The organism is Novosphingobium album (ex Hu et al. 2023) (genome assembly GCF_022832385.1).
GTDB lineage: Bacteria > Pseudomonadota > Alphaproteobacteria > Sphingomonadales > Sphingomonadaceae > Novosphingobium > Novosphingobium album.
In genome coordinates, this window is the sequence record NZ_JALHLE010000041.1 from 19,768 (window position 1) to 43,102 (window position 23,335).

At 63.9% G+C, this 23,335-nt stretch carries 23 protein-coding genes, 1 tRNA gene and 1 pseudogene; 18 read left to right on the top strand and 7 right to left on the bottom strand.

What is annotated here, in order from left to right; translation table 11 throughout:
- Positions 1–54: 54 nt before the first annotated feature.
- The gene (locus tag MTR64_RS19115; protein WP_243996140.1) at positions 55–1,578 is read right to left on the bottom strand and encodes a DEAD/DEAH box helicase; all 1,524 of its coding nucleotides are present in this window, start codon (positions 1,576–1,578) and stop codon (positions 55–57) included.
- A 282-nt stretch (positions 1,579–1,860) separates the two neighbouring features.
- Here MTR64_RS19115 and MTR64_RS19120 point away from each other — a divergent pair, with 282 nt between their 5' ends.
- Positions 1,861–2,034, top strand: a complete 174-nt coding sequence (locus tag MTR64_RS19120; RefSeq protein ID WP_243996141.1) for a DUF1289 domain-containing protein — start codon at positions 1,861–1,863, stop codon at positions 2,032–2,034.
- A gap of 17 nt (positions 2,035–2,051) precedes the next feature.
- Here MTR64_RS19120 and MTR64_RS19125 read toward each other — a convergent pair whose 3' ends face one another.
- Positions 2,052–2,504 (bottom strand): tRNA (cytidine(34)-2'-O)-methyltransferase, encoded by a 453-nt coding sequence (locus tag MTR64_RS19125; RefSeq protein ID WP_243996142.1) that lies wholly within the window; start codon positions 2,502–2,504, stop codon positions 2,052–2,054.
- 467 nt (positions 2,505–2,971) lie between these two features.
- On the opposite strand from MTR64_RS19125, the gene MTR64_RS19130 reads away from it, so the two are divergent.
- Positions 2,972–3,634: a LuxR C-terminal-related transcriptional regulator gene (locus tag MTR64_RS19130; protein WP_243996143.1), complete on the top strand. Its 663-nt coding sequence runs from the start codon at positions 2,972–2,974 to the stop codon at positions 3,632–3,634.
- Between the two features lie 178 nt (positions 3,635–3,812).
- Positions 3,813–3,998, top strand: coding sequence for a hypothetical protein (locus tag MTR64_RS19135; RefSeq protein WP_243996144.1), 186 nt, complete (start codon positions 3,813–3,815; stop codon positions 3,996–3,998).
- A gap of 138 nt (positions 3,999–4,136) precedes the next feature.
- Here the strand turns inward: MTR64_RS19135 and MTR64_RS19140 are convergent, their stop codons facing one another.
- Genes MTR64_RS19140 through MTR64_RS19150 form a run of 3 tightly spaced genes read right to left on the bottom strand, consistent with a single transcriptional unit; the run spans position 4,137 to position 5,552 of the window.
- The gene (locus MTR64_RS19140; RefSeq protein ID WP_243996145.1) at positions 4,137–4,607 is read right to left on the bottom strand and encodes a pyridoxamine 5'-phosphate oxidase family protein; all 471 of its coding nucleotides are present in this window, start codon (positions 4,605–4,607) and stop codon (positions 4,137–4,139) included.
- Entirely contained in the window at positions 4,607–5,107 is a 501-nt protein-coding gene (locus tag MTR64_RS19145) for an MmcB family DNA repair protein (protein WP_243996146.1), read from the bottom strand. Before MTR64_RS19145 ends, MTR64_RS19140 begins: the two co-directional genes overlap by 1 nt.
- Positions 5,108–5,153: 46 nt before the next feature.
- Entirely contained in the window at positions 5,154–5,552 is a 399-nt protein-coding gene (locus MTR64_RS19150; protein WP_243996147.1) for a hypothetical protein, read from the bottom strand.
- A 171-nt stretch (positions 5,553–5,723) separates the two neighbouring features.
- Between MTR64_RS19150 and MTR64_RS19155 the strand changes: the two genes are divergently transcribed.
- The 3 genes and pseudogenes from MTR64_RS19155 (at position 5,724) to MTR64_RS21425 (ending at position 7,571) form a co-directional block, all read left to right on the top strand.
- Positions 5,724–5,800 (top strand) — tRNA-Arg (locus MTR64_RS19155).
- Positions 5,801–6,210: 410 nt separating this feature from the next.
- Positions 6,211–7,260 (top strand): annotated as a pseudogene (locus MTR64_RS19160) (integrase core domain-containing protein).
- A 185-nt stretch (positions 7,261–7,445) separates the two neighbouring features.
- Positions 7,446–7,571, top strand: coding sequence for a hypothetical protein (locus MTR64_RS21425; RefSeq protein WP_268741026.1), 126 nt, complete (start codon positions 7,446–7,448; stop codon positions 7,569–7,571).
- Between the two features lie 57 nt (positions 7,572–7,628).
- On the opposite strand, the gene MTR64_RS19165 is transcribed toward MTR64_RS21425, so the two are convergent.
- Entirely contained in the window at positions 7,629–8,090 is a 462-nt protein-coding gene (locus MTR64_RS19165; RefSeq protein WP_243996148.1) for a MarR family winged helix-turn-helix transcriptional regulator, read from the bottom strand.
- 301 nt (positions 8,091–8,391) lie between these two features.
- Here MTR64_RS19165 and ectA point away from each other — a divergent pair, with 301 nt between their 5' ends.
- The 8 genes from ectA to MTR64_RS19205 all read left to right on the top strand — a co-directional run bounded on the left by ectA (position 8,392) and on the right by MTR64_RS19205 (position 17,073).
- Entirely contained in the window at positions 8,392–8,877 is a 486-nt protein-coding gene (gene ectA, locus MTR64_RS19170; protein WP_243996167.1) for a diaminobutyrate acetyltransferase, read from the top strand.
- 16 nt (positions 8,878–8,893) lie between these two features.
- On the top strand, positions 8,894–10,234 hold the full coding sequence (ectB, locus tag MTR64_RS19175; RefSeq protein WP_243996149.1) for a diaminobutyrate--2-oxoglutarate transaminase: 1,341 nt from the start codon (positions 8,894–8,896) through the stop codon (positions 10,232–10,234).
- 41 nt (positions 10,235–10,275) lie between these two features.
- Positions 10,276–10,689 (top strand): ectoine synthase, encoded by a 414-nt coding sequence (locus tag MTR64_RS19180; protein ID WP_243996150.1) that lies wholly within the window; start codon positions 10,276–10,278, stop codon positions 10,687–10,689.
- Positions 10,690–10,709: 20 nt separating this feature from the next.
- Positions 10,710–11,636 carry an ectoine hydroxylase gene (gene thpD, locus MTR64_RS19185; RefSeq protein ID WP_243996151.1) on the top strand — a complete coding sequence of 309 codons (927 nt, stop codon included), beginning with the start codon at positions 10,710–10,712 and terminating at the stop codon, positions 11,634–11,636.
- Complete coding sequence (locus tag MTR64_RS19190; protein WP_243996152.1) at positions 11,633–13,072, top strand: aspartate kinase; 1,440 nt, start codon at positions 11,633–11,635, stop codon at positions 13,070–13,072. Before thpD ends, MTR64_RS19190 begins: the two co-directional genes overlap by 4 nt.
- A 62-nt stretch (positions 13,073–13,134) precedes the next feature.
- Positions 13,135–14,388 (top strand): MFS transporter, encoded by a 1,254-nt coding sequence (locus MTR64_RS19195; protein WP_243996153.1) that lies wholly within the window; start codon positions 13,135–13,137, stop codon positions 14,386–14,388.
- A 26-nt stretch (positions 14,389–14,414) separates the two neighbouring features.
- On the top strand, positions 14,415–15,743 hold the full coding sequence (locus MTR64_RS19200) for an MFS transporter (RefSeq protein ID WP_243996168.1): 1,329 nt from the start codon (positions 14,415–14,417) through the stop codon (positions 15,741–15,743).
- A gap of 598 nt (positions 15,744–16,341) precedes the next feature.
- Positions 16,342–17,073 carry an HAD-IIA family hydrolase gene (locus tag MTR64_RS19205; protein WP_268741028.1) on the top strand — a complete coding sequence of 244 codons (732 nt, stop codon included), beginning with the start codon at positions 16,342–16,344 and terminating at the stop codon, positions 17,071–17,073.
- A 2-nt stretch (positions 17,074–17,075) separates the two neighbouring features.
- On the opposite strand, the gene MTR64_RS19210 is transcribed toward MTR64_RS19205, so the two are convergent.
- Complete coding sequence (locus MTR64_RS19210; protein ID WP_243996155.1) at positions 17,076–17,975, bottom strand: MurR/RpiR family transcriptional regulator; 900 nt, start codon at positions 17,973–17,975, stop codon at positions 17,076–17,078.
- Positions 17,976–18,301: 326 nt separating this feature from the next.
- Between MTR64_RS19210 and MTR64_RS19215 the strand changes: the two genes are divergently transcribed.
- From MTR64_RS19215 to phnE, 4 genes are all read left to right on the top strand, one after another.
- On the top strand, positions 18,302–20,467 hold the full coding sequence (locus tag MTR64_RS19215) for a TonB-dependent receptor plug domain-containing protein (protein WP_243996156.1): 2,166 nt from the start codon (positions 18,302–18,304) through the stop codon (positions 20,465–20,467).
- 154 nt (positions 20,468–20,621) lie between these two features.
- The gene (locus MTR64_RS19220) at positions 20,622–21,545 is read left to right on the top strand and encodes a phosphate/phosphite/phosphonate ABC transporter substrate-binding protein (RefSeq protein ID WP_243996157.1); all 924 of its coding nucleotides are present in this window, start codon (positions 20,622–20,624) and stop codon (positions 21,543–21,545) included.
- A gap of 11 nt (positions 21,546–21,556) precedes the next feature.
- A complete protein-coding gene (locus MTR64_RS19225; RefSeq protein ID WP_243996158.1) occupies positions 21,557–22,336 on the top strand; it encodes a phosphonate ABC transporter ATP-binding protein in 780 nt (259 codons plus the stop codon).
- Positions 22,333–23,322, top strand: coding sequence for a phosphonate ABC transporter, permease protein PhnE (gene phnE / locus MTR64_RS19230; RefSeq protein ID WP_243996159.1), 990 nt, complete (start codon positions 22,333–22,335; stop codon positions 23,320–23,322). Before MTR64_RS19225 ends, phnE begins: the two co-directional genes overlap by 4 nt.
- The last annotated feature ends 13 nt before the right edge of the window (positions 23,323–23,335 follow it).

Consider the following 23,335-nt stretch of genomic DNA (forward strand, 5'->3'; position numbering starts at 1 on the left):
AAACTTGCTGGCATCGACCCGCGTTATGGCGCGGGTCGTTGGCGGAGGCCAGACTTAGCCGGTACGGCGCACCTTGTTCTTGTGTGCGCCCATGCCCTTGGGGCCGCGCGGGCGGAAACGGCGCTTGCGCTCGCCGCCGTCCTCGCTGCCGTGGTCGTTGCCGCGTTCGCCGCGTGGTGCTTCGTGCCGGGGGCGTTCACCCTGCGGACGCTCACCCTGAGGACGTTCGCCGTGCGGACGGTCGTGACGGCGATCGTCGTTGCGCTTGCCGCCACGGCTCTGGCCGCCGCCCTGGCCCTGCTGGTTTCGGGGCTTGCCCGAACCCTGCTTGCCGCCACCCTGACGGCGTTCACCCTGCGGTGCGGCAGGGGCCTTGCGTGAAGGCGCGGGCAGGCGGGCGGCCTGCTTCTGGAAATCCTCGGGCAGAGCCAGCGGTTCCAGCTTGACGCGGGTCAGCTTTTCGATGTCGCGGATGTACGGCTTCTCGTCAGGTGCGACGAAGCTGATTGCCACGCCATCAGCGCCCGCACGCGCGGTGCGGCCGATGCGGTGGACGTACTGCTCGGGCACGTTGGGGATCTCGAAGTTGTAGACGTGGCTCACGCCCGAAACGTCGATGCCGCGCGCGGCGATGTCGGTGGCGACGAGAATGCGCACCGTGCCCTGGCGGAAGCCGCCGAGTGCGGCAGTGCGCTGGGCCTGGCTCTTGTTGCCGTGGATCGCTGCTGCCGGGATGCCGGCAGCGGTCAGGTGACGAACCACGCGGTCGGCGCCATGCTTGGTGCGGGTGAAGACGAGCGCGCGATCGATCGCGCCGTGCTCGGCCTTTTCGGCGGCATCGGGAGCAAGGCCCTCGCGCAGGCGCAGGGTCAGCAGGGCCTGCTTCTCGGCCTGGTTGATGAACGTGGCATACTGCTCGACGCGCTCGGCCGTCGTCGACTGCGGCGCGACTTCGACCTTGACCGGGTTGTTGATGAACTGGCGGCCAAGTTCGGCAATCGCCTGCGGCATGGTGGCCGAGAAGAACAGGCTCTGGCGCTGCTTGGGCAGCAGCGCGGCGACGCGCTTGAGCGGCACGATGAAGCCGAGGTCCATCATCTGGTCGGCTTCATCGAGGACGAAGATCTCGACGTGGCGCAGCGTCAGGGCGCGCTGGTCGATCAGGTCGAGCAGGCGGCCTGGCGTGGCCACCAGAATGTCGGTGCCGCGTTCGAGCGCGCGGGCCTGCTTGCCGACAGGAACGCCGCCGAACACGCACTGGACCGAAAGGTTCAGGAACTTCGCATAGCCGCGCATGTTGTCGGCGATCTGCGCCGCCAGCTCACGCGTGGGCGAAAGCACCAGCATGCGGCAGCCGGCATTGCTGCGCGGCTTGGGATCGGCGGCGAGGCGGTGCAGCGAAGGCAGCGAGAACGCGGCGGTCTTGCCGGTGCCGGTTTGCGCGATGCCGAGCAGGTCGCGGCCTTCGAGAAGAGAGGGGATCGCCTTGCGCTGGATCGGCGAGGGATCGGTGTAGCCCTTGGCTGCGAGCGCGCGGAGAATGGGCTCGGCAAGGCCAAGTTCGGAAAAATAGGACATACGTCACTTTCAATAAGTGCGGAGCGCGCGGGGCTTCAGGTCCGCGCACACGGCAAGGTGTCGTTTCGGGCGACCCTGCGTGAGGAAGGAAGCTTGGGTTCAAGGACAACCGCTCGTCCGGGCCGGTCCCTGCGGTGTTCGCCGGGACCCCACGCTGCTCTCGGATTGCGGCGAAGCTGGGCTCCGCGCGCCGGTTGCTGGCGGGGCATCTAGTGTGCATTGCACCAAAACGCAAGAAAATTACGCTTGCCGGACGGGCGCGGCCCTGCTGAGGGGGCTGCGATGGCAACCGTACCCTCTCCCTGCACCGGTGTGTGCCGGATCGAACCAAAGACCGGCTGGTGCCTGGGCTGTCGCCGCACGATGGACGAAATCGCTGGCTGGCGCGACATGAGTGAGGCCGGGCGCCGCGCGGTCGTGGCGCAACTCGGGGAGCGCGAGCCAGTCCGGACCTGACGGCGGAGGCGAGCCGGTCAGCCGGGCAAGGTCCTCGTCTGGCGTAAGGCTTCGCCCAGCGCGAGAGAGGCCGATGTGGCAAGGTTGAGCGAGCGCACTTCGGGCCGCAGCGGAATGCGCACCCGGGCATGGCAGACATCGGCGACGCTCGTGGGGACGCCCGCGCTTTCCTTGCCGAACAGCAGGATATCGTCCGCCTCATAACGGAAATCGTAGGCCGATTGCGTGCTCTTGGTGGTGAACAGCACCAGCCTTCGCGAACCCGTGGTGGCCTTGAAAGCATCGAACCCGGGATGGCGGGTCACGGAAACGTGATCGATATAGTCCATGGCCGCGCGGCGCACGCGCCGGTCGTTCCACACAAAGCCCATCGGCTCGATCAGGTCCACCGCCGCTCCTAGGCATGCCCCAAGGCGAAGAATGGCGCCGACGTTTCCGGCAATCTCGGGTTCGAACAAGGCAATGCGCATCGCGGCTGATTGGCGCCGGTGCAGGAACGATGCAAGCGCACTGTGGGCTCCCGAACCGCCGGGCCTGCATCCGCGTGTCTTCAGCATGGGTTGCGCGGTCGATTCCGGCCCGAATGAACGACCGCAATCGGTAAAGCGCCAAGAACAGGTCGAACGGCAGCAAGGTCGGAGGCCGGCATCCAAGCTTGCCGCACACCTGTGCCGAAATTTTGCCACGCCACCGCCCATCTTCATTGGTTCGTGTCGCTCATGATAATCGGTCAAACGTTTGCCCCCTCAACTGTCACAAGTTGAGACAAGGCCAAAGATGCGCTGTTTTCCGACCCGAAGAACAGTTAGCGCACATCGAAAGGAGTATAAGTACATCTCGCGAGAGGAAGGCTGAAAACCCTATCTGGTTAGTCGGGTTTGAAGTGCGGCCTTCCACTGCGTTTGCACGAAATGCTGCCCTCGGAAATTGGAGCGCCATGATGATCTCGAAAATCTGCCTGCTGGGCTCTGACGAAATCTTCAGGATGGGCCTGGCCTTGATGCTCAAGGTCGAAGGGTTCGAGATAACAGCCGAATTCGGCAGTGCCTCCGAGTTGAAGGAAGCAGGGCTGGATGCGGAGATTCTTGCGATCGTCGATCTGCCCGGCAGCGAGGAGCAGGCTGAGGCGGTGACAGCATTCAAATCGCTTTCGTCTTCCAGCCATGTTATTATCCTTTCAAGGGAATTTGCATTCGACGCGATGATGCGGTGCTTCAATCTCGGGGCGAGCAGCTACCTTCTCAGGTCGCTGAAACCGTCCGCGCTGATTGCGGCGCTGCGCCTGGCGGCACTGGGCGAACGGGTCCTGCCTTCGAACCTGGCCGACGAACTGCTCTCTCCTTCGACGATTTATCGATCAGCCGGTGAAGCGAACGATGGCGTCGCAGCGGCGGACCTGACGCCTCGCCAGTTCGATGTGCTGTCTCGCCTGGCCGATGGCTGCCCCAATAAGGTCATCGCCCGCCAGCTCGACATGTGCGAGGCGACGGTGAAGATCCACGTAAAAGGTATCATGCGAAAGTTGAACGTGAGTAACCGTACGCAAGCCGCGATATGGGCGAGCACGCACGGGATCAGGGAATTACCCCAAATGGATTGAAAGGGGGATATTCGACCCACCCGGAATTGCACCTGACGTCTCACCCCGCCGTACGTATAAACGTAGGCTAACGAAAATGATGCGCGGGTTGTGTATGACTGATCGGAACATGAGGGGCCTGCGACGGGGTATTGCCACGGCAGCTGTCAGAGTGGCAGAGCGTCAGGCAAGCACTCAAATGTTCGATCCGTACCATTCCCAGACGACCGTGGAACTGGCGGTAGGCAAGAATCTCAGTGTTGACGAGCTGCAGGCATGGAAATCCGGGTTCGAAAGGGACAAGAGTGGCAGCGGCTATCGGATAGTCGGGTTCCGCCAGCAGTCCGACAGCCTGCTAATCGCCATCATTGCCAGGTCAAACTAGCGCAATTTCCTGACCCGGAAATGCGAAGTCGAGCGCAAAGGCTGCAGGCTCTCACTCTTATTGATGAATGACCGCAATGGCGGTCTATCCGGAAAGCCAGGTTCTGGCGAAGAGCGGCGGATAGCCGGCGCACCGGCCTTAGTACTTGCCCGCCAGTTTCCCGTGATCCCAGCTCACCACCCGGAACGGCGTGAAGCGCAGCACCACGCGTTTGGCCACCGAGGTGCGGACCTGTTCGGACATGGCGCCGTCGATGCTTTCCGCCAGCGGTTCGGCGGCGCGGATGCGGCGCATGAGCGTGGCGACCTGTCCGGGCTCGCGCACGATCTCGGCATCGGCATAGAGGATCACCGACCGGAGTTCGGCATATGTTTCGCCGCTTTCGACCAGCAGGCTGGCGCGCGGGTCGCGCTCGAGGTTGCGCACCTTCTGGCTGTGCACGAAGCTGGTGACGAGCACGCGCCCCTCTTCGTCGAGGCCATAGTTCATCGGCACTGGATGCGGCAGGCCGTTTGGGCCGTTGGTGACAAGGATCACCCGCCGCTGGTTGCCGAGATAGGCGCGCACCTCGTCCGGCGACATCGCCACCAGATCCCGGCGGGAGGGCATCAGCCCTGTCCGCCCCACTGCTGCGTGTGCGCGTCGCCCAGGTTCACCAGACGTCGCAGCGAGGCGCGCGCGAGCCGTTCGACTTCCACCTTGCGGCGCGCCGCGGCCAGCTGGCCGAGCGGTGCGGGGCGCAGGATCTCCGCATCGTATCCGTCGGCAACGATCACGCCGCAGCGGTCCGGCAGGAAGGCTTCGGTTTCCAGCGGCGCGCGGTCCAGCCCGGGCGAGAGGCCCCAGTAGAACCGGTCGCAATAGTCGAGATAGTCCGTCCACTTGCCGTCGCCGAGCAGGTCCGCGCGGCTGACCTTGATCTCGACGATAATGACATGCCCCTTGGCGTCGATCCCCATCAGGTCCGCCCGCCGCCCGCAGCGCAGCGGCATTTCCGACAGGCACCAGATGTCGTTGCGGGCAAACAGCCGCCCGATGCCGCGCGCTACGTCAGGCGCCGTGACACCGGTGAGCGGGGAACCGGAGAGGAGAGAATCAGCGTCGGCCATGCCCCATCATAGGAACATAGCAAGAACTCGCAAGCCGCCTGAGCGATCAGGCAACCTCGCGCGGTTCGCTGGACCCTGCGGATACGATCTGCAGCAGTGCATCGCGTGCCAACACGAACTCTCGCCAAAGCGCTTGCGCCGCACCGCGCGGTTGGTACTCGTGCCCCATGGCGGAGAGCAGGGCGGCAAGCCCTGCTTCCATCAGGGCAGACAGATCTTCGATTCCCTGCTCGGCTCGTGCGCGCTGGCCGTTGCCGGCGTCGCGCACTGCAGCCGGGAAGTTGCGCACTTCGGCCCCGAGCGGCCCGGCGTCCGCCCCCGCAATTGCAGCCACGGCCTGGGCTGCATCATGGAGCGCAGACCACTTCAGGCTGAGCACGCTGGCCGATTCCCTTTCGAATTGCACATGGCCTGCGCTGTTCGAATTGGGGTGAGTGGGGTCCATGGTGCGCAAGGCTAACGCGGCTGGCATTGCCAATTCCCTAATTGCGGGGCGCGGACATCCGGTACGGCGCGCTTCAGTTGACAACAGGATGAACAATAATGCGCTCTGTGGGGAAAGCCGATGATTTGCCGCTGGAAACCCCCGGCGTGCTCTGCTAACCGCCCCTCCACTGCACCCGTAGCTCAGCTGGATAGAGCGCTGCCCTCCGAAGGCAGAGGCCACAGGTTCGAATCCTGTCGGGTGCGCCAGTTTTTCAATAACTTAGGTGAGCGCCGCTCGTTTCGTATGGAATGAGTATGGAAAACATGGGGTCTGAACGACCCGGCTTCGATCTGGCCTGAGAAGCCCGAAGCCGTGTCCCGATCCAAAATCTTTGCGCGGCCGGCGGTTCGGTTTTTTGCGGGTCCTACCTGCGGGATGCTCAGGCCTGAAGCGCTAGCTGACCGCTCTTTCTGCGGCTGCGCTGCTTCCAGGCATTGGTTTCAGTTAGAAGTTACAATGGCGGCTTGGGGGCCTGGGGCGAAGCGAGAAGGGCGAATTGGATGGATCGCTGACAATTCGCGGACACTAGCGAAATTCAACCGCCATTTCAGGTGCTCTGCCCCCCGAAAGGTCCCTCATTCTGATGTAGAGTCTGCCCACGAGAAGGAGCAGACGCATGAGGAAGAGCCGTTTCACCGAGGCGCAGATCATCGGGATGATCAAGGAACAGGAGGCAGGGCTTCCTACGGACGAGGTTTGCCGGAAGCACGGCCTGAGCACGGCGACCTTTTACAAGCTGAAGGCGAAGTACGGCGGCATGGAGGTTTCCGATGCCCATCGGTTGCGGCAATTGGAGGACGAGAACGGCAAGTTGAAGCGGCTCCTAGCCGACAGCATGCTGGACAACGCGATCCTGAAAGACCTGCTGGGAAAAGGCTGACGACGCCGGGCCAGCGGCGCGACGTGGCGCTCGGTGTGATGCGGGACTACCAAGTCTCACAGCGCCGGGCCTGCGTGCTGATGGGCGTCGATCCCAAGACGGTCAGGCGCGAACGCCCGCCGGACCACGGAGCCATCCGCGAAGCCATGCGGGAGATCGCAGGGCAGCGCCGTCGGTTCGGCTATCGCCGGATCGGCGTCATGCTGGAGCGCAAGGGCATGAGCATGAACCACAAGAAGCTCTACCGGCTATATCGGGAAGAAGGCTTGTCTGTACGCCGACGACGCGGCCGCAAGCGCGCCCGAGGCAGCCGGACGCCGGTGCCGGGAGAACCTGTGCTTGGCAGCGGACACCAGCATCTCGAGGGCTCGAGTGGCGCGCGAACTGGATGCGCTGGTTCGCCTGCATGGGAAATCTGCTTGCATTGTCCGTGACAATGGCACGGAATTTACGAGCCGGGCGATCCTGCAGTGGGCCAACAAGAACAAGGTCGAGTGGCAATACATCGACCCCGGAAAGCCCCGGCAGAATGGCTTCATCGAGAGCTTCAATGGCTCATTGCGCGATGAGCTGCTCAACGAGGAACTGTTCGACAACCTGGCTGACGCCCGCCGGAAGCTGGCCATCTGGCGCTACGACTACAACCATGTTCGGCCCCACTCATCGTTGGAAAATCGAACGCCTGCACAAGCGCGTCGGACGTTCGTGCAGGACGATAGCATCACGCCCGACGCGCTTGTGCAGGCGAGTGTGCCAGAATATTCAACTGCAAGACTCTCATTATGACCGACGGACCGCTGGGAGGGCAGGTCAGAGGCACCACTGGCTGCCTTTGGGGACATTCCTGCCGGACGCCGCTTCTACTGGGAACGTCCGGCCACGCCAAAACCGGGCATTCGTCGAACTGAGACAGCCCTCTCTCATACGTCAGGGCTGTCGGAGGATCCGGAACGGCGCCTTTCGGGTGTCAATTGCTCGAAGCCGACATTTCTTCAGACCGCCAGTTTGGCGACCTGACGCTGGCTGCGGGATTGAGGGAACCGGCCGCGCTGCTTTCAGATGAAAATGAAAAAAATCCAAATCAAATAAATGGATAAGGTCGCTCTCGTTTCGAGGGGGCTTGCCGAACAACATTATCGCAAAATTGAATCGCCTCACCCTCTATAGGCATCATCCTTCACTTCGGCATCCACCCCCGACAGGCTGGCCAGGCGCTCGAGTACGGCGAGGATCATGGCTTGCTCCCATGCCTCCAATTGTCCGTAGCCCTGGCTGAAGCGCAGTTGGAGCGGAAAAGGGGATGCCTGCAACCGCTCCTCACCTTGTGGCGTCAGGCGCAGAAGCACGTGGCGCTTGTCGTGCTCGCCGCGCGTGCGCGTGACCAGTCCGGCTACGGCTAGACGGTCGACGATGTTGGTGACCGTTGCCTGGCCAAAGCCGAGCACGGAAGCCACCGCGCTGGGCGTAATGGAATCGCGGGCGCCGATCTGACGCAGCACCAGCACTTGCGAAGGCGTCAGTCCCGTAGCTGATGCCATTTTCCGGGTGTCCACTTCGGCCGCATGCAGAATTTTTCGCAAGGCAGCGAGAGCGGCTGGCGTAAGGTCGACGTCCATGCCCAATTGCTAGCTTTCCTGCGCGTTTGCGCCAAGTGTCAAGTTTATTTCAAAATCGAAGGATATGACGCCGGGGAAGGTGCGGCTGGGCTTCGGCCGAGGTGCTGGAGGTTGCTAAATTTCCCAATAAAACTATATGACCCGCCCACATCGAACGAAAAGAGGCAACAGCCAAGCACATTTATATGTTTCGGAGGGTGAAGTAATATTTGATCCAGACGTGAATGATCACAGCCTCCGGGGCGATCCCGGGGGGCTTCGTCGCACGGCCGCGGATGATGGAGAGGACGATGGGTTCGTCCTGCGCAGCCCCACAGCAGAAGACGGTCCAGCCGTCACGGCGCTGATTGCGGCATCGCCGCCGCTCGATCCCAATTCGGCCTATTGCAACCTGCTCCAGTGCAGCGATTTTGCCGGAACCTGCGTTGTCGCCGAATGCGAAGGCAGGATCGCCGGATGGATTTCCGGCTACCGGCCGCCTTCGCATCCCGAGAGGTTCTTCGTCTGGCAGGTGGCGGTCTCCGCCTCGGCGCGCGGGCGCGGCCTGGGCGGGCGCATGCTCGACTGGCTGATTGCGCAGCCTGCGGTGCATGACGCGACCACGCTGACCACCACCATCACCGAGAACAATCCGGCCTCCTGGGCGCTGTTCACGGCCTTTGCCCGCCGCCACGGCGCCGAACTCACGAAATCCGAGCGCTTCACGCGCGACGCGCACTTTTCCGGTGCGCACGACACGGAATGGCAAGCGAGCATTGCGCCGCTGCCTTCCTTCCTGACCAACTGAACAGGGGCCTATCGACATGATAACCAGACCCAAACCGAGTGCGAAAGCGCCTGATACAAAGATCTACGAGCGGCGCGAGTCCGGTGTGCGCAGCTATTCGCGTGCGATGCCCCGCCAGTTCAACAAGGCGCAGGGCGTGTGGATGCACGACAACGAAGGCGGCCGCTATCTGGACTTCCTGTCCGGCTGCTCCTCCCTGAACTACGGGCACAATCACCCGGTCCTGAAGCAGGCCCTCGTCGACTACATCGCCGGCGACGGGGTGACCCATGCTCTCGACCTGCACACCGATGCCAAGGCCGAGTTCCTGTCCGAGCTGGAAAACGTGATCCTCAAGCCGCGTGGCCTCAACTATCGCGCCATGTTCACCGGCCCGACTGGCACCAATGCCGTCGAGGCGGCCATCAAGCTGGCCCGCAAGGTCACCGGCCGCGAAATGGTGGTGGCTTTCACCAATGGCTTTCATGGCATGACTCTCGGCGCGCTCGCCTGCACTGGCAATGCGGGGAAGCGCGGTGGCGCGGGCGTGCCGCTGAGCCACGTCAGCCATGAACCGTTCGATGGCTACTATGGTCCCGATGTCGATACCGCCGACCTGCTGGAACAGCGGCTCGCCGATCCGTCGAGCGGGCTCGATGCGCCGGCCGCCTTCCTGGTCGAGACGGTGCAGGGCGAAGGCGGGCTCAATGCCGCTTCGCCCGAATGGCTGCGCAAGATTGCCGCGCTCGCCAAAAAACACGGCGCGCTGCTGATCGTCGATGACATCCAGGCCGGTTGCGGCCGCACCGGCGGCTTCTTCAGCTTCGAGGACATGGGCTTCACGCCCGATATCGTCACGCTGGCCAAATCGCTGTCGGGCATGGGCCTGCCGTTCGCGCTGACGCTGCTGCGCCCCGAACTCGACGTGTGGTCGCCGGGCGAGCACAACGGCACGTTCCGCGGCAACAACCACGCTTTCGTCACTGCAACGGCGGCGCTGCGCACATTCTGGGCCGATCCCGCCTTTGCCAGGGATGTCACCCGGCGCGGCGCGCTGCTCGAACGGCGGCTGGAAGACATGGCTAAGCGCTTTGATCTGTCCACGCGCGGGCGCGGCATGATGCGCGGCATCAATGTCGGCAGCGGGGACGTTGCCGCGAAGATCACCGGCATCTGCTTCAAGGAAGGCCTCATCATCGAGACCAGCGGTGCCCATGACGAGATCGTCAAGGTGCTCGCGCCGCTGGTGATCGAGGACGCGACGCTCGAACTCGGGCTCGACATCCTCGAGAACGCCGTCGCCGAAACGATCGCCCCGGTCGATGCGTCGGATTCCACCGGCCGCCAGACCAGCCGCAAGCTCGGCATTGCCGCCTGACGCTTCGCTCCCCGGCTTGCAAATTCAAGGAAAGACGTAAAATGATTGTCCGCAAACTCAAAGACATCCGCAAGAGCGACAAGAACGTGAAGTCCGACGGCTGGGAAAGCGCCCGCCTGCTGCTCAAGGACGACGGCATGGGCTTCTCGTTCCACGTCACCACGCTCTACACTGGTGCGGAACTGCACATGCATTACCAGAACCATCTGGAGGCCGTGCTCGTCCTCAAGGGCAAGGGCACGATCGAGGATCTGGGCACCGGCGAGACTCATGAGCTCAAGCCCGGCGTGATCTATGCGCTCAACAATCACGACAAGCACATCGTGCGTGTCGAGGACGAGATTCTGTGCGCCTGCGCGTTCAATCCGCCGGTGACCGGCCGCGAAGTCCATGACGAGACCGGCGCCTATCCGGCCGACACCGGCGAAGAGCGCGAACCCGCGCTTTCGGACTGAGACGGCACAGGGGGACAGATATGCAGGATCTTTATCCGACCCGATGCTCGGGCGAGCCGGAGCTGCTCGCCCGCCAGGAACCCGTTGCGCGCCGCGCCTGGGAGCCAGGTGCGCCGCTGACCGCCGGGCAGATCGAACAGTTCGACCGCGATGGCTACCTCGTTCTCGAAGGCCTGTTCTCGGAAGCGGAAATCGCCGTTTTGCAGGCTGAAATGGGCCGTCTCCTGAGCGATCCGGCGGGCCTCAAGGACGAGACCGTGATTACCGAACGGGGCAGCCGCGAAGTTCGCTCGATTTTCGAAATTCATGGCCAGAGCGCCATGCTCGCCCGGCTTGCGGCCGATGAGCGTCTGGCCGGTGTCGCCAGCTACCTGCTCGACGACGAGGTCTACATCCACCAGTCGCGGCTCAACTACAAACCGGGCTTCGAGGGCAAGGAGTTCTACTGGCACTCCGACTTCGAAACCTGGCATGCCGAAGACGGCATGCCGCGCATGCGGGCGCTGTCGATGTCAGTGCTGCTGGCGGAAAACACGCCCAACAACGGGCCGCTGATGGTCATTCCCGGATCGCAGCGGGTCTATGTGACCTGCGTCGGCGAGACGCCGGACGATCACTACAAGCACTCGCTGCGCAAGCAGGAATACGGCGTGCCCGATGAGGACAGCCTCGCCGAACTGGCGCACAGGCACGGTATCGTGGCGCCGACCGGCAAGCCCGGCACGGTGGTCGTGTTCGACTGCAACGTGATGCACGGATCGAACGGCAACATTACACCGTTCCCGCGGTCGAACGCGTTCTTCGTGTTCAACGCGGTGAGCAACCGGCTGGCCGCGCCCTTTGCTGCGCGCAAGCCGCGCCCCGGCTTCATCGCCGCGCGCGATGCAGAACCGATCGTGCCGGTGGCAGGCCATCTCGAAGGCCAGGAAGCGGGAGCAGGGGCATGAACGGATCGCACTCTGTCGAAAAAATCGGCGGCACATCGATGGCGGCCACTTCGACCGTCTTCGACAATGTGCTGATCGCTGGGCGCAGCGGCGGCGGCCTCTACAATCGGATCTTCGTCGTCTCGGCCTATGCCGGGATGACCGACCTGCTGCTCGAGCACAAGAAGACGGGCGCGCCCGGCGTCTATGCCCATTTCGCGGGTAATGAAACGCCCGGTGCCTGGCGCACGGCGCTGGCCGACGTGCTGGGCGCGATGTGGAGCCGCAATGCCGACATGTTCGCGCGCCCCGAAAGTCGCGAGGAAGCGGATCGCTTCGTAGCACAGCGCGTGGCGGCTCTCGAAGCCTGCCTCGACGATCTCGACCGGCTCCGCGCGCACGGACGGTTCTGCCTCAAGGAACAGATGATCACCGTGCGCGAAATGCTCGCGGGGCTGGGCGAGGCCCATTCCGCGCATTCGGCCGCGCTCTTGCTGCGCGACCGCGGGGTCAATGCGGTCTTCGTGGATCTCACGGTGTGGAACCACGAGGATCTGGTGAGCCTCGACGACCGTATCCGCGAGGCGTTCGAACCGCTCGATCTCGCCACGCAGATGCCGATCGTTACCGGTTATGCGGGCTGCGAAGGCGGCATGGTGCGCCGCTATGCGCGCGGCTATTCGGAGATGACCTTCTCGCGCATTGCCGTGCTGACCGGCGCGCGCGAGGCGATCATTCACAAGGAATTCCATCTTTCCAGCGCCGATCCGCGTCTTGTGGGCGAACAGAAGGCCCGCAAGATCGGCCGCACCAACTACGACGTGGCTGACCAGCTCGCGAACCTCGGCATGGAAGCGATCCATCCACGCGCCGGGCGGGGCCTGCGCCAGTCGGGGATTCCGCTGCGCGTGCGCAACACCTTCGACCGCTACGACGAGGGCACGCTGATCCGGGGCGACTATGTTTCCGACAAGCCCCGTGTGGAGATCGTGACCGGCCTGGCCTCGATGCAGGCGCTGCAGTTCTTCGAACAGGACATGGTCGGCGAGAAGGGCTACGACGCCGCGATCCTGGAAGTGCTGACGAAGCACCGCGCCTGGATCGTCAGCAAGAGTTCCAACGCCAATACCATCACCCATTACCTGAGCGGTACCGACGCCGCGCAGATGGCACGTATCATTGCCGATCTCGAGGCCGCCCATCCCGGCGCCGCGATCACGACGCAGCCGGTCGCGATGGTTTCGGTCATCGGCAGCGATCTGTCCGAGGCGGGATTGGTTCCGCGGGCGCTGACGGCGCTGGCCGAGGCTGGCATCGGCATGATCGCGATGCAGCACCAGATCCGCAATGTGGATGTGCAGTTCATCGTCGCCTCGCAGGATTTCGACAAGGCCGTTCAGGCGCTGCACGGGGCCCTGATCGAAATGTCCGCGCGGCCGGACCTCGCTGCGGCCTGATTGGAGGGGATGGGCCGGGCACAGGTGTTGCGTCCGGTCTCTTCCCAATTCACCCTGTCCCCATGCTCCAGGCCATCCTTCCCGTCCGCAGCCTCCTGATCGCCATCTTCATGCTGATGGCGGGAGGCGGTTTCATGAATACGCTGGTCAGCGTCCGGCTGGAACGCGCAGGCAGCGGGGCGCTGCCGATCGGCCTTGTCGGCACCGCTTATTTTGCGGGACTGGTCATAGGATCGCTGCGCGCGCCCGCGCTGGTCCGGCGCGTGGGCCATATCCGCGCCTTCGCCGCCTTCGTGGCCGTGGTCAGCGCCAGCACGCTCGTCTATGCGGTATACCGCGACGTATTGCTGTGGGGCCTGCTGCGCTTCACCGACGGTTTCTGCCTCGCGGGTGTTTACGTCTGCATCGAAAGCTGGCTGAACGAGCGGGCTAAGCCCGAAACGCGCGGGGCGGTCCTGGCCGGCTATATGATCGCGCTCTACAGCGGGCAGGCGCTGGGCCAGTTCCTGCTCGGCCTTGGCGATACGAACCCGGCCATGCCGCTGCTGGTCGCCTCCATCCTGATAACGCTCGCCTCGATCCCGGTCGTGCTGACGCATATCGTCGCGCCTCCGCCTGATGAGGGCGCCGCTCTGCATTTCCGCGAACTGTACAGGGTTTCGCCACTGGGCATCATCGGCGTGTGCATGACCGGCGTGATGATCGGCGCCTTCTATGCGCTGGGCGCGGTCTATGCCCGCAGGCTGGGCATGAACCTTTCGGCCACGGCGCTGTTCATGAGCATAGTGATCCTTGGTGGCGTGGCATTGCAATGGCCGTTGGGACGGCTTTCCGACCGGATGGACAGGCGCAAGGTGATCGTGTTCAGCTTTGCCGGCGCATTCGCCGCAAGCCTTGCGATCGCGCTGCTCGGCCGCCCGGGTCCCGTTCTGCTGGGGCTGGGCGCGCTGTTCGGTGGGCTCTGCTTCGCGCTCTATCCGCTCTGCGTGGCGCATACCAACGACCATCTGGCCGCCGAGCAGCGTGTTGCCGCGAGCAGCGGGCTGGTCCTGCTCTATTCGCTGGGCGCGGTGATTGGTCCGCTTGCTGGTTCCACCGCAATCGCGCTGCTGGGAGCAAAGGGCCTCTTCCTCTTCATCGCCCTGTGCGCGGGAAGCGCGCTCGGCTTCGGCCTGTGGCGGCAGACCCGGTCGCGGCCGGTCCCGATCGCCCTGCAGGAGGACTACGTCATCCTGCCGCGCACGACGGCCGTGTCCGCATCGCTCGATCCGGTGGCGCCGGACGACGGCCCCGACGACCTACGGAGTCTTTCTTGACCCACCACCATGATCATCAGCCCGGCATCGGCGCCGAAGTCCCCAGTGGCCATCCTGAAGCGACACCGCCCGGTGTAATTCACCGTGCCATCGCCGCATCCGCCATCGGCAACGCCACCGAATGGTTCGACTATGGCATTTATGCCTATGGCGTGACCTACATTGCCGCAGCGCTGTTCCCCGGCGCGGCGGGTGAGGCGACGCTGTTCGCGCTGGCGACATTCGCGATCTCGTTTCTCGTCCGTCCTCTGGGCGGGCTGTTCTGGGGACCGCTGGGCGACCGCTATGGGCGCAAGGCGGTGCTGGGCGCGACAATCATCATGATGGCGGGTGCCACGGTCGGTGTCGGCCTGCTGCCTTCATACGCAACGATCGGGCCATGGGCGCCGCTGCTGCTGATCGTGCTGCGCATGGTGCAGGGGTTTTCGACCGGCGGGGAATACGGCGGCGCGGCGATCTTCATGGCCGAATACGCGCCGGACAGGCACCGGGGCTTCTACGGCAGCTTCCTCGAAGTCGGCACGCTTGCGGGATTTTCGGCCGGGGCGCTGCTGATGCTGGGTTTCTCGCTGTGGCTGGGCGATCAGGCGATGCAGGATTGGGCCTGGCGCCTGCCGTTCCTGCTGGCCGGACCGCTGGGCCTCGTCGGCGTCTACCTGCGTTCGCGCATGGCCGAGACGCCGCTGTTCCGCGAACTCGAGGAGCACCACGAGCAGGAAGCTTCGGCGCCGGTCGAATTCCGCCATCTGCTGACACGCTACCGGCGGCCGCTGCTGGCCATGAGCGGCCTCGTCATCGCGCTCAATGTCGTGAACTATACCCTGCTCAGCTATATGCCGACCTATCTGGAGCGCAGGCTGCATCTGTCCACCGACACTGCGCTGATCGTGCCGATTGCGGGGATGCTGTTCATGATGGTGCTGCTGCCCTTTGCCGGTGCCCTGTCCGACCGGCTGGGCCGCAAGCCGCTCTGGCGCTTTTCCCTGATCGGGCTGCTGATCGGCGCGATCCCGCTCTATCACGTGATCGGCCTCGGGACGGTGAGCGCGGTGATCGGCTTTGCCGTCCTCGGCCTGTTCTACGTGCCGCAGCTTGCGACGATCTCGGCGACGTTTCCGGCCTTCTTCCCGACGCCGGTGCGCTTCGCAGGCTTTGCGCTGGCCTACAATGTGTCCACCTCGTTATTCGGCGGGACGGCACCTGCCTTCAATTCCTGGCTGATTAGCTGGACCGGCGATCCGCTTATCCCTGCCTATGTCATGATGGCAGCGTGTCTTGTCGGCCTGGTCGCGCTAAGCTTCACCGAGGAAAGCGCTGGTGTCCCGTTGGGCCAAGTGAGGGCCTTGGCGAGCTGAACTGATAGCGGCTTTCAGCGACGCGCATCATCGCCAGGAACGACGGCTCTGTCGGCGGATCCCACCGGCCAGCCTGACATAACCCGAATGACTGCTCTTTTCAGATTGCGACGTTCACGCCGCCAGAAGCGAACGTTGCAATATGGTCCGCAGCCGCCGGCTCAAGAAGACACGGACGCCGCGTCCACTGCCGCCAACAGACCCGACGTTCAAAAGCCAATCGGGACTTCCTTATACCTGCCTTCCATTCATCAGATTTCGACAGGGCGGCTTTGCGCCCCCAAAAATGCCATCTCGCAACCAGATTTGGTCGTGAAAGCGTTTGTCCGCCACAATCTCCCATACCGGTACCGCCGTCCAACGATTTTCGCGCCCGCTCTGCGGTGCTCGATGTACGAAGTGAGCCACCGCTATTGTCGAAGTAGATGTGCGCCCCCCTTCCTTTGCTACTCGAACACCTTACCTCCGTAGAGAATGAGAAATATTCACATAATGTTGACATCAATAATGAGTGTAGGGCACTGAGCGGCCTGGCGGCCAGGAGGAGTAGGTTTTGTCCCTCGAGCAGCGTGTTGAAATCGGTTCCGTTGAACGTCGAATGCTCAGTGCGGCCAGAGGGGTCCTCCTGGATTGGGACGGCTGCATCGCCGTGAACAACCGTATTCTGCCGGGCGCGAAACAGTTCATCACCCAGAATGCCGACCGGGTGGCGATCGTTTCCAACAATTCGACCCACCTGCCGGCCGATCTCGGGGAGATCCTTGCCGGGCACGGGGTCGCCCTCCCATCGGACAGGATATTCCTCGCGGGGGTGGAGGCCCTGCGCAGCGTCGCGCGATCAGGTGTCTCGCGGGTGATGCTGTGTGCGGCGCCGAGGATGCGCGGCTTTGCCCGATCGCTGGGATTGCGCGTGGTGCAGGACAATCCCGAGGCCGTGGTCCTCATGCGCGATGCGCATTTCACCTATAGGAAGCTGGAAAGGGCGGCCAATGCCTTGCGGCAGGGAGCGCGCCTGATCGTCGCCAATGCTGATCGCACGCACCCTGGGCCTTATGGCCGTGTGGTGCCGGAGACCGGCGCGCTGCTGGCAGCCTTGCTGGCCTGCGTGGACGAACGGTCCGTGGAGCCCTGGGTGGCGGGGAAGCCCTGTCCCATGCTTTTCGAGCGGGCGTGCGAGGGGCTGGCGATCACGCCGGAAGAGGCGGTGATGATCGGCGACAATCCGGAAACGGATGGGGAAGGGGCCGCGCGGCTGGGCATCAGGCCGATCCTGATCGGCGGCGCCTCGCACCTCAGCCTGCTCGACCTGCTGGAGCCGGTCGCCGCGTAAGCTCAGAAACGCTTGATCGAGAGGACGTCGAACGTCTTCTTGAGCACGTCGGTCGCGTGATCGTAATCGGCCAGCGCAAGCCCGGCGATCAGCGCGTCGATGACGCAAAGCTGCGCGATCCGGCTGGTCATGGCCTCGGTGCGGAACCGCGTTTCGCGGGCCATCGTGAACAGCACGACGTCGGCATAGGCCTGTATCGGCGAACGCGCGAAATTGGTGACGACGATCGTCTTTGCGCCGGCTTCCTTGGCCAGTTTCGTGGCGATGACGGTTTCGTGCGTAGCGCCGCTGTGCGAGATGGTGATCGTCGCGACTTCGGGGCTGCATTGCGAGGCGCTGATGGCCTGGACGTGGCTGTCCGTGACCGCGCGGGCGTCGAGCCCGATCCGCAACATCCGGTAATGCGTGTCTTCGGCGATCGGGGCAGAGGAACCGATGCCGTAGATTTCCACCCGCTTTGCGCCCCGGACAGCCTCGACTGCCTGGGACAGTGCGACGGGATCGAGCACCGAGAGCGAATCGCGCAGCGCCTGAATGCCCGAATGGAAGACCTTGCGGCAGACGGTTTCCATGTCGTCGCTGCGGTCGAGGTCTTCGTGGATGAACTGGACCGGCTGGACGATCTCCTGCGCTAGGCTCAGCTTCATGTGCTGGAAGCCGGACAGGCCGATGTTGCGGCAGAAGTTGATCACGCTGCCTTCGCTGACGCCGGTCGCTTCGGACAGTTCGGTCACCGACATGCCGACAATGTCTTCGGGCCGCTCGAGAATGAATTCGGCGATTCGCTGCGCGCTCTTGGCCATGGTCGGCAGCGCGATCCTGATGCGGCCAAGGGCGTTTTCGACCGGCCGGGTATCGGCCTGACCGGCTCGGCCGCTCTGTGTTTTCGACGTGCTGGCCATGCAGGGACCTTCCGGGGATTCGTTGCATCCGACTATGGATGCTCAAACTCTTTCTGGCCAGACATGAGTGAAACTCAATTTTGGAAAAGGTCTTTCAGGCCTCGGAAACGCGTGGGTTTGAGGGCATTTTGCTCAACCATTTATGCATATTGCTCATGTTTAATGTTTCATAAATTGAGAAACATTCACTCAACTGTCACATCGAATCTCTAGGTCCCCGGCATCGCAGTGCCGGAACCGCCACCGCCGAGCCTCCGCTCGGGTACGGGGGACGGCAAAGCCGGGACGCTGCGCGAGAAACCTTTTCCTTTGCGGGGGCATGATCGGTGAACACGCGATTCAAACATCAACTGACGTACATTCTGGCATCGGCGGCGACGGGCGCTCTGCTCTGCGCGGCTCCGGCCCGCGCGGCGGACGCAGCAAGCGACGCTGACTCGGCGGCCGATCCCTCGACCATCGTCGTGACCGGCCAGGCGGTCGAAGCCACGCAGGTCGCCGAAGAGGCCGTCGAATTCGGCAACTATGTCCAGATCGTCGACGCCAAGCAGATCGAGGCCAGCGGCGCCAGCAACTTCGCCGAACTCGCCCAGTTCCTGATCAAGGGCGCCAACGTCGGCTACTCGCCCGACGAAGGCGAATATACGATCCGTCTCGATGGCGGCGGGGACCGCGACACGCTGGTCGTGCTCGACGGCGTGCCGCTCTACGACCGTGGCCCGGCGCTCGAGGAAATCTGGGGCACGACGACGATCGACCCGCACATGATCGAGCGCGTCGAGGTGTTCCGCGGCGGTAACAGCCTGTTCTTCGGCTCGAACGGCGGCATCGGCGTGGTGAGCATCGTCACCAAGCGTCCCGACGGTACGAACAAGGTTGAACTCGGCGCCAGCTACGGCTCGTTCAACTCGCGCGAACTGTGGGGTAACGCCCGCGCCGCACTCGACAGCGAAGGCCGCATCAGCGCCATGGTCTATGGCAGCATGCAGGACACCGATGGTCCGCGCCTGTTCAATCCTGACGACTTCGTCGACAACGTCGCTGCGGCCGGGGCCATTCACACCTATCCGCTGAACCGCACCAATGTCGGCATGAAGTTCCTGTTCAAGCCGAGCGATGCGACCGAAATCCGCCTGAACGGCCAGTACACGCAGATCGAATTCGACGACGCTTTCCCGGACAACGAGGTCATCTCGCCCAACCGCGTGCGCTACCCGATCATCGACGGCAGCATCACGCATCGCTGGTCGGACAAGCTGTTGACCGAGTTCTCGGCCTACTGGAGCAACCCCAAGCTCAACAACACCGAGACGTACGCCGAAGTCTGCCGCCAGGCGGAGGGCTGCATCGATCCCGCGACCGGCGCCGCCATCGCCTTCGGTGACGCGACCGGCCGCTCCATTCCCTATCCCAACAAGGGCTTCGGAAAGGACTCCAAGGTCAGCGCGTTCATGGAATACGGCATGAACCTGCGCAACACGCTGATGCTGCCGAATGTCGGTGAAGCGGTCTTCGGGGTGCAGCGCACGTCCTACCGCAACGACTCCGATCCCGTGTTCCCGATCAGCCATGAATGGAACACGACCACCGGTGTCTATCTTGACGTGCGGCCGACGCTGCCGTTCAGCCCGAACACCAAGGTCAGCCTTGCCGGCCGCGTCGACTTCTCGAAGGCGTTCGACTCCAAGTTCATCTGGAAGTTCGGCCTGCGTCAGCCGATCGGGGCTTTCTACGTTCGCGCCAATGGCGGTACGTCGTACAGCCTGCCCAAGACGAACGAGTTGTTCATGGATACCGTGGACCGCATCGGCAATCCCGACCTGAAGCCGGAATCGACCGAAACCTACAACGGCGCGATCGGTTTCGCGAAGACCTTCGGCGATGTCAGCATCAGCGGTGAGGCCGGGATCTTCCACACCGACATCACCAACCGCATCCAGTCCACTTCGGGCCTGACGCCGAACACGTACTACAACAACACCGCCGTTACCCAGATCCGTGGCCTGACCGCGGACCTGAACCTGGCGATCGGCAAACAGTGGACCTTCAACCTCGGCTACACGCGCCAGAAGGCCCATCTCAAGGGATCGGACCTGCAGATCAACGAGACGCCGGAATACATGATCCAGGGCACTGCCGCCTGGAGCTCGCCGGATGACCGTTTCCACGTCAACCTGTTCCCGCGCTACCAAGGGCCGGAATATGCGACGGGCGGTATCGGCGGCAGCCTGCGCCACAATTTCGGCAACTACCTCGTCGTGAACGGTTCGATCGCGTTCTGGGCGGGCGAAGAGAAGCAGCACCGCTTCCAGTTGCGCTTCGTGAACATCTTCGACGAGAAGTATGCCGAGCGTTACGGCTACGGCAACATGCGCTTCAGTTCGGCTTTCATTCGCGGCGAGATGACCACGAGCGACCCGGACTACTACTTCGGCTATCCGTTCGAAGGCAAACCGCGCAGCGTGTTCTTCTCTTACACCACCAGCTTCTGAGCCTCGTGGAGATCCGGGCGGGAGCTGTTCCGCCCGGATCGATTTGCGGAGCCGCCGTGTCCATCTTTCCCGTCTCTCACCGACCTTCACCTTCCTGTCATGCCGACCGCCTAGCGACCGGCGCGCGCCTGTGCGCGGTTCAGGGGGAACGATAATGCGAAGGATCTTTGCTCGGGCGCTGGCGGTAGCGGTGCTGGCCGGTCTGGCGGCCTGTTCGGCCGGGAAGAATGCGGATCAGGCCCCGCCGCTTCATGTCCTGCTGATCCCCGCCGACGGCGGCACCGAAAGCGGGACGCTGGCGGACTACAAGCCCGTGTTTCAGGCGGTCGGCCAGACCGCCGGGATCGATTTCGACCTCAAGGTGGCGCAGTCCTACGGCGCTGTCGTCGAGGCGCTGTGCAATGGCACGGCGGATGTCGCCTTTGTCGGGCCCGTCACTTACCTGCAGGCCAGGGAGCGCGGCTGCGCAGAGCTGCTGGCCGTGGCGGTGGAGAACGGCAAGTCCGAATACTACGCCGGCATTTTCGCGCGCAAGGATGGCCCTGTCCACGCGATTAGCGACCTTCGCAGCCGGAGCCTAGCGCTGGGCGACGTGAACTCCACGTCCTCTTTCGTCATTCCGGTGGCCATGCTGGTCGAGGCGAAGCTCGATCCGGTAACGGAGCTTGGCGCCCTGCGGCTCACGGGCAGCCATGCCAACAGTCTGGCGGCTCTGCTGGAAAAGCGTGTCGATGCGGCGGCGCTTTCGTTCGATTCCTTCGAAAAGGCGGTGCGCGAAGGCGTCCCGGGCGTGGAGAACGTGCAGGTTGTCGCGCGCAGTGAGCCCATTCCCTATCCGCCGCTGGTCATGAACAACAAGCTGCCCGGGGCGCTCAAGACGAAGCTGCGTCAGGCCTTCGCGGATGTGGCCAAGGCACCGAGTATTCGCCCCGAAATGATCCGTGGCTACGGCGGCAAGCAGGTCGATGGTTATGACGCAGCCTTCCCGGCGGAGCGCTTCGACGATGCGGCGCGCAAGATGGCGCTGGTGAGCGATGAGCTGAAAGGCGAAATCCTCAAGAAGTCGGCCGAGCGCTGAGGGGACGGGCCATGGAAATCCAGTTCCGCAACATCGGCAAAGTATGGCCCGACGGAACCACGGCCTTGCGCGAGGTCGACCTGACCGTTCCGGCCGGACAGTTCTGCGTCCTGCTTGGCCATTCCGGGGCAGGCAAGTCCACCCTGCTGCGCTGCGTCAACGGGCTGGAGGTGCCGACGAGTGGACAGGTCCGCATCGACGGCCAGCCGGTTGGCAAGACCTCGCTTCCGGCACTGCGCCGCCGGATTGCCATGGTGCACCAGCACTTCGGCCTCGTCCCGCGCGCGAGTGGCGCTGCCAATGTCATGGCCGGAGCGGTTTCGGTTCTTCCGCTCTGGCGGGTCCTGACGGGCGTCTATCCGGCGGCCACGAAGCGCAAGGTCTGCGATCTGCTGAAGGCGGTGGGGCTGGACGAAGCGCACCTGCGCCGCCGGGCCGAACAGCTTTCGGGCGGCCAGCAGCAGCGCCTCGGATTGGCGCGTGCCTTCATGCTCGACCCGGTGGTCATTCTGGCCGACGAGCCGGTGGCCAGTCTGGACCCGGCACTCGGGCGCGAGGTGCTCGAACTGCTCAAGGCGCAGGCGCGCGAGCGGGGCGCTACGGTGCTGTGCAGCCTGCACCAGCTCGATCTCGCCCGTGCCTTTGCCGACCGGATCGTCGCGCTGCACCGGGGGCGCGTGATCTTCGATGGGCCGCCCGAAGCTCTCAACGCAAGGGACGTCGCGGCCATCTATGCCCGCGATGACACCGCCGAACCGCACGCACCCGTGCCGCTGCGGGAGGCGGTATGAAAGCCGCCGCTCCCATCGGCAGCGCCCCCGGCTGGACCTATCCGCAGCCGTTCGGCGCGCGTAGCCTGCTGATCCTGATCGCGGCGGCGGCGCTGCTTTTCTACACCGGGGGACGCGTCGAGGCCGGACGGATGCTGTCGCTGACCGGCGCCGCGCTGCTGGGTGAAAAGGCCGGGGACGGGGGCAATGTCTTCGCGCGCCTGTTCCCGCTGCAGGTTTCGGACCGGCAGGAGGTTTCGCGCATCGCGAACTTTGATCCCGCCCATCTGCCGCCTTTCTCCTATCTGGAAGAGGTGCGCGCCAGCGAGAAGACGCTCGATCCCGAAACGCTGGAGATGACGGAGCGGCCGGTTACCCGGACTTATCTGGTCCAGCCGCTCGGTTATATCGGCCATGTCGCCATCAAGGTTATCGAGACGCTGGAAATCGCACTTTGGGGCACGCTGATCGGCATGATCCTGGGCCTGCCGCTGGCCCTGCTCAGCGCCCGCAATGTCATGCCGCTTGGCGCCGTGCGGTTTCTGGCCCGTTCGCTGGTGAGCTTTCTGCGCGCCTTGCCCGAACTGATCAGCGCGCTGTTTCTCGTGATCGCTTACGGCTTCGGTCCGATTGCCGGTTTCATGGCGCTTGGCCTGCATGCGGTGGGCGTGCTTGGCAAGTTCTACGCCGACGACACGGAGAACGCCGACCGCCGTCCGCAGGAGGCGCTGGCGGCGATCGGTGGCGGACGGCTCGCGGTCTGGCGCCTGGCGGTGCTGCCGCAGGCCCTGCCGCAATATATCGGCGCGACGCTCTACGTGCTCGACCGCAATGTCCGCATGGCCACGGTGATCGGCCTCGTCGGCGCCGGGGGCATCGGGCAGGAGCTGAAGGGCCGCTACGACATGTACGAATACGGCCACGTCGGCACGATCCTGATCGCCATTTTCCTGGTGGTGCTGACGCTCGACCAGATTTCCGCCCGCTTGCGGCGGCGTTTTCTCTGACCCTTTCCCGCAG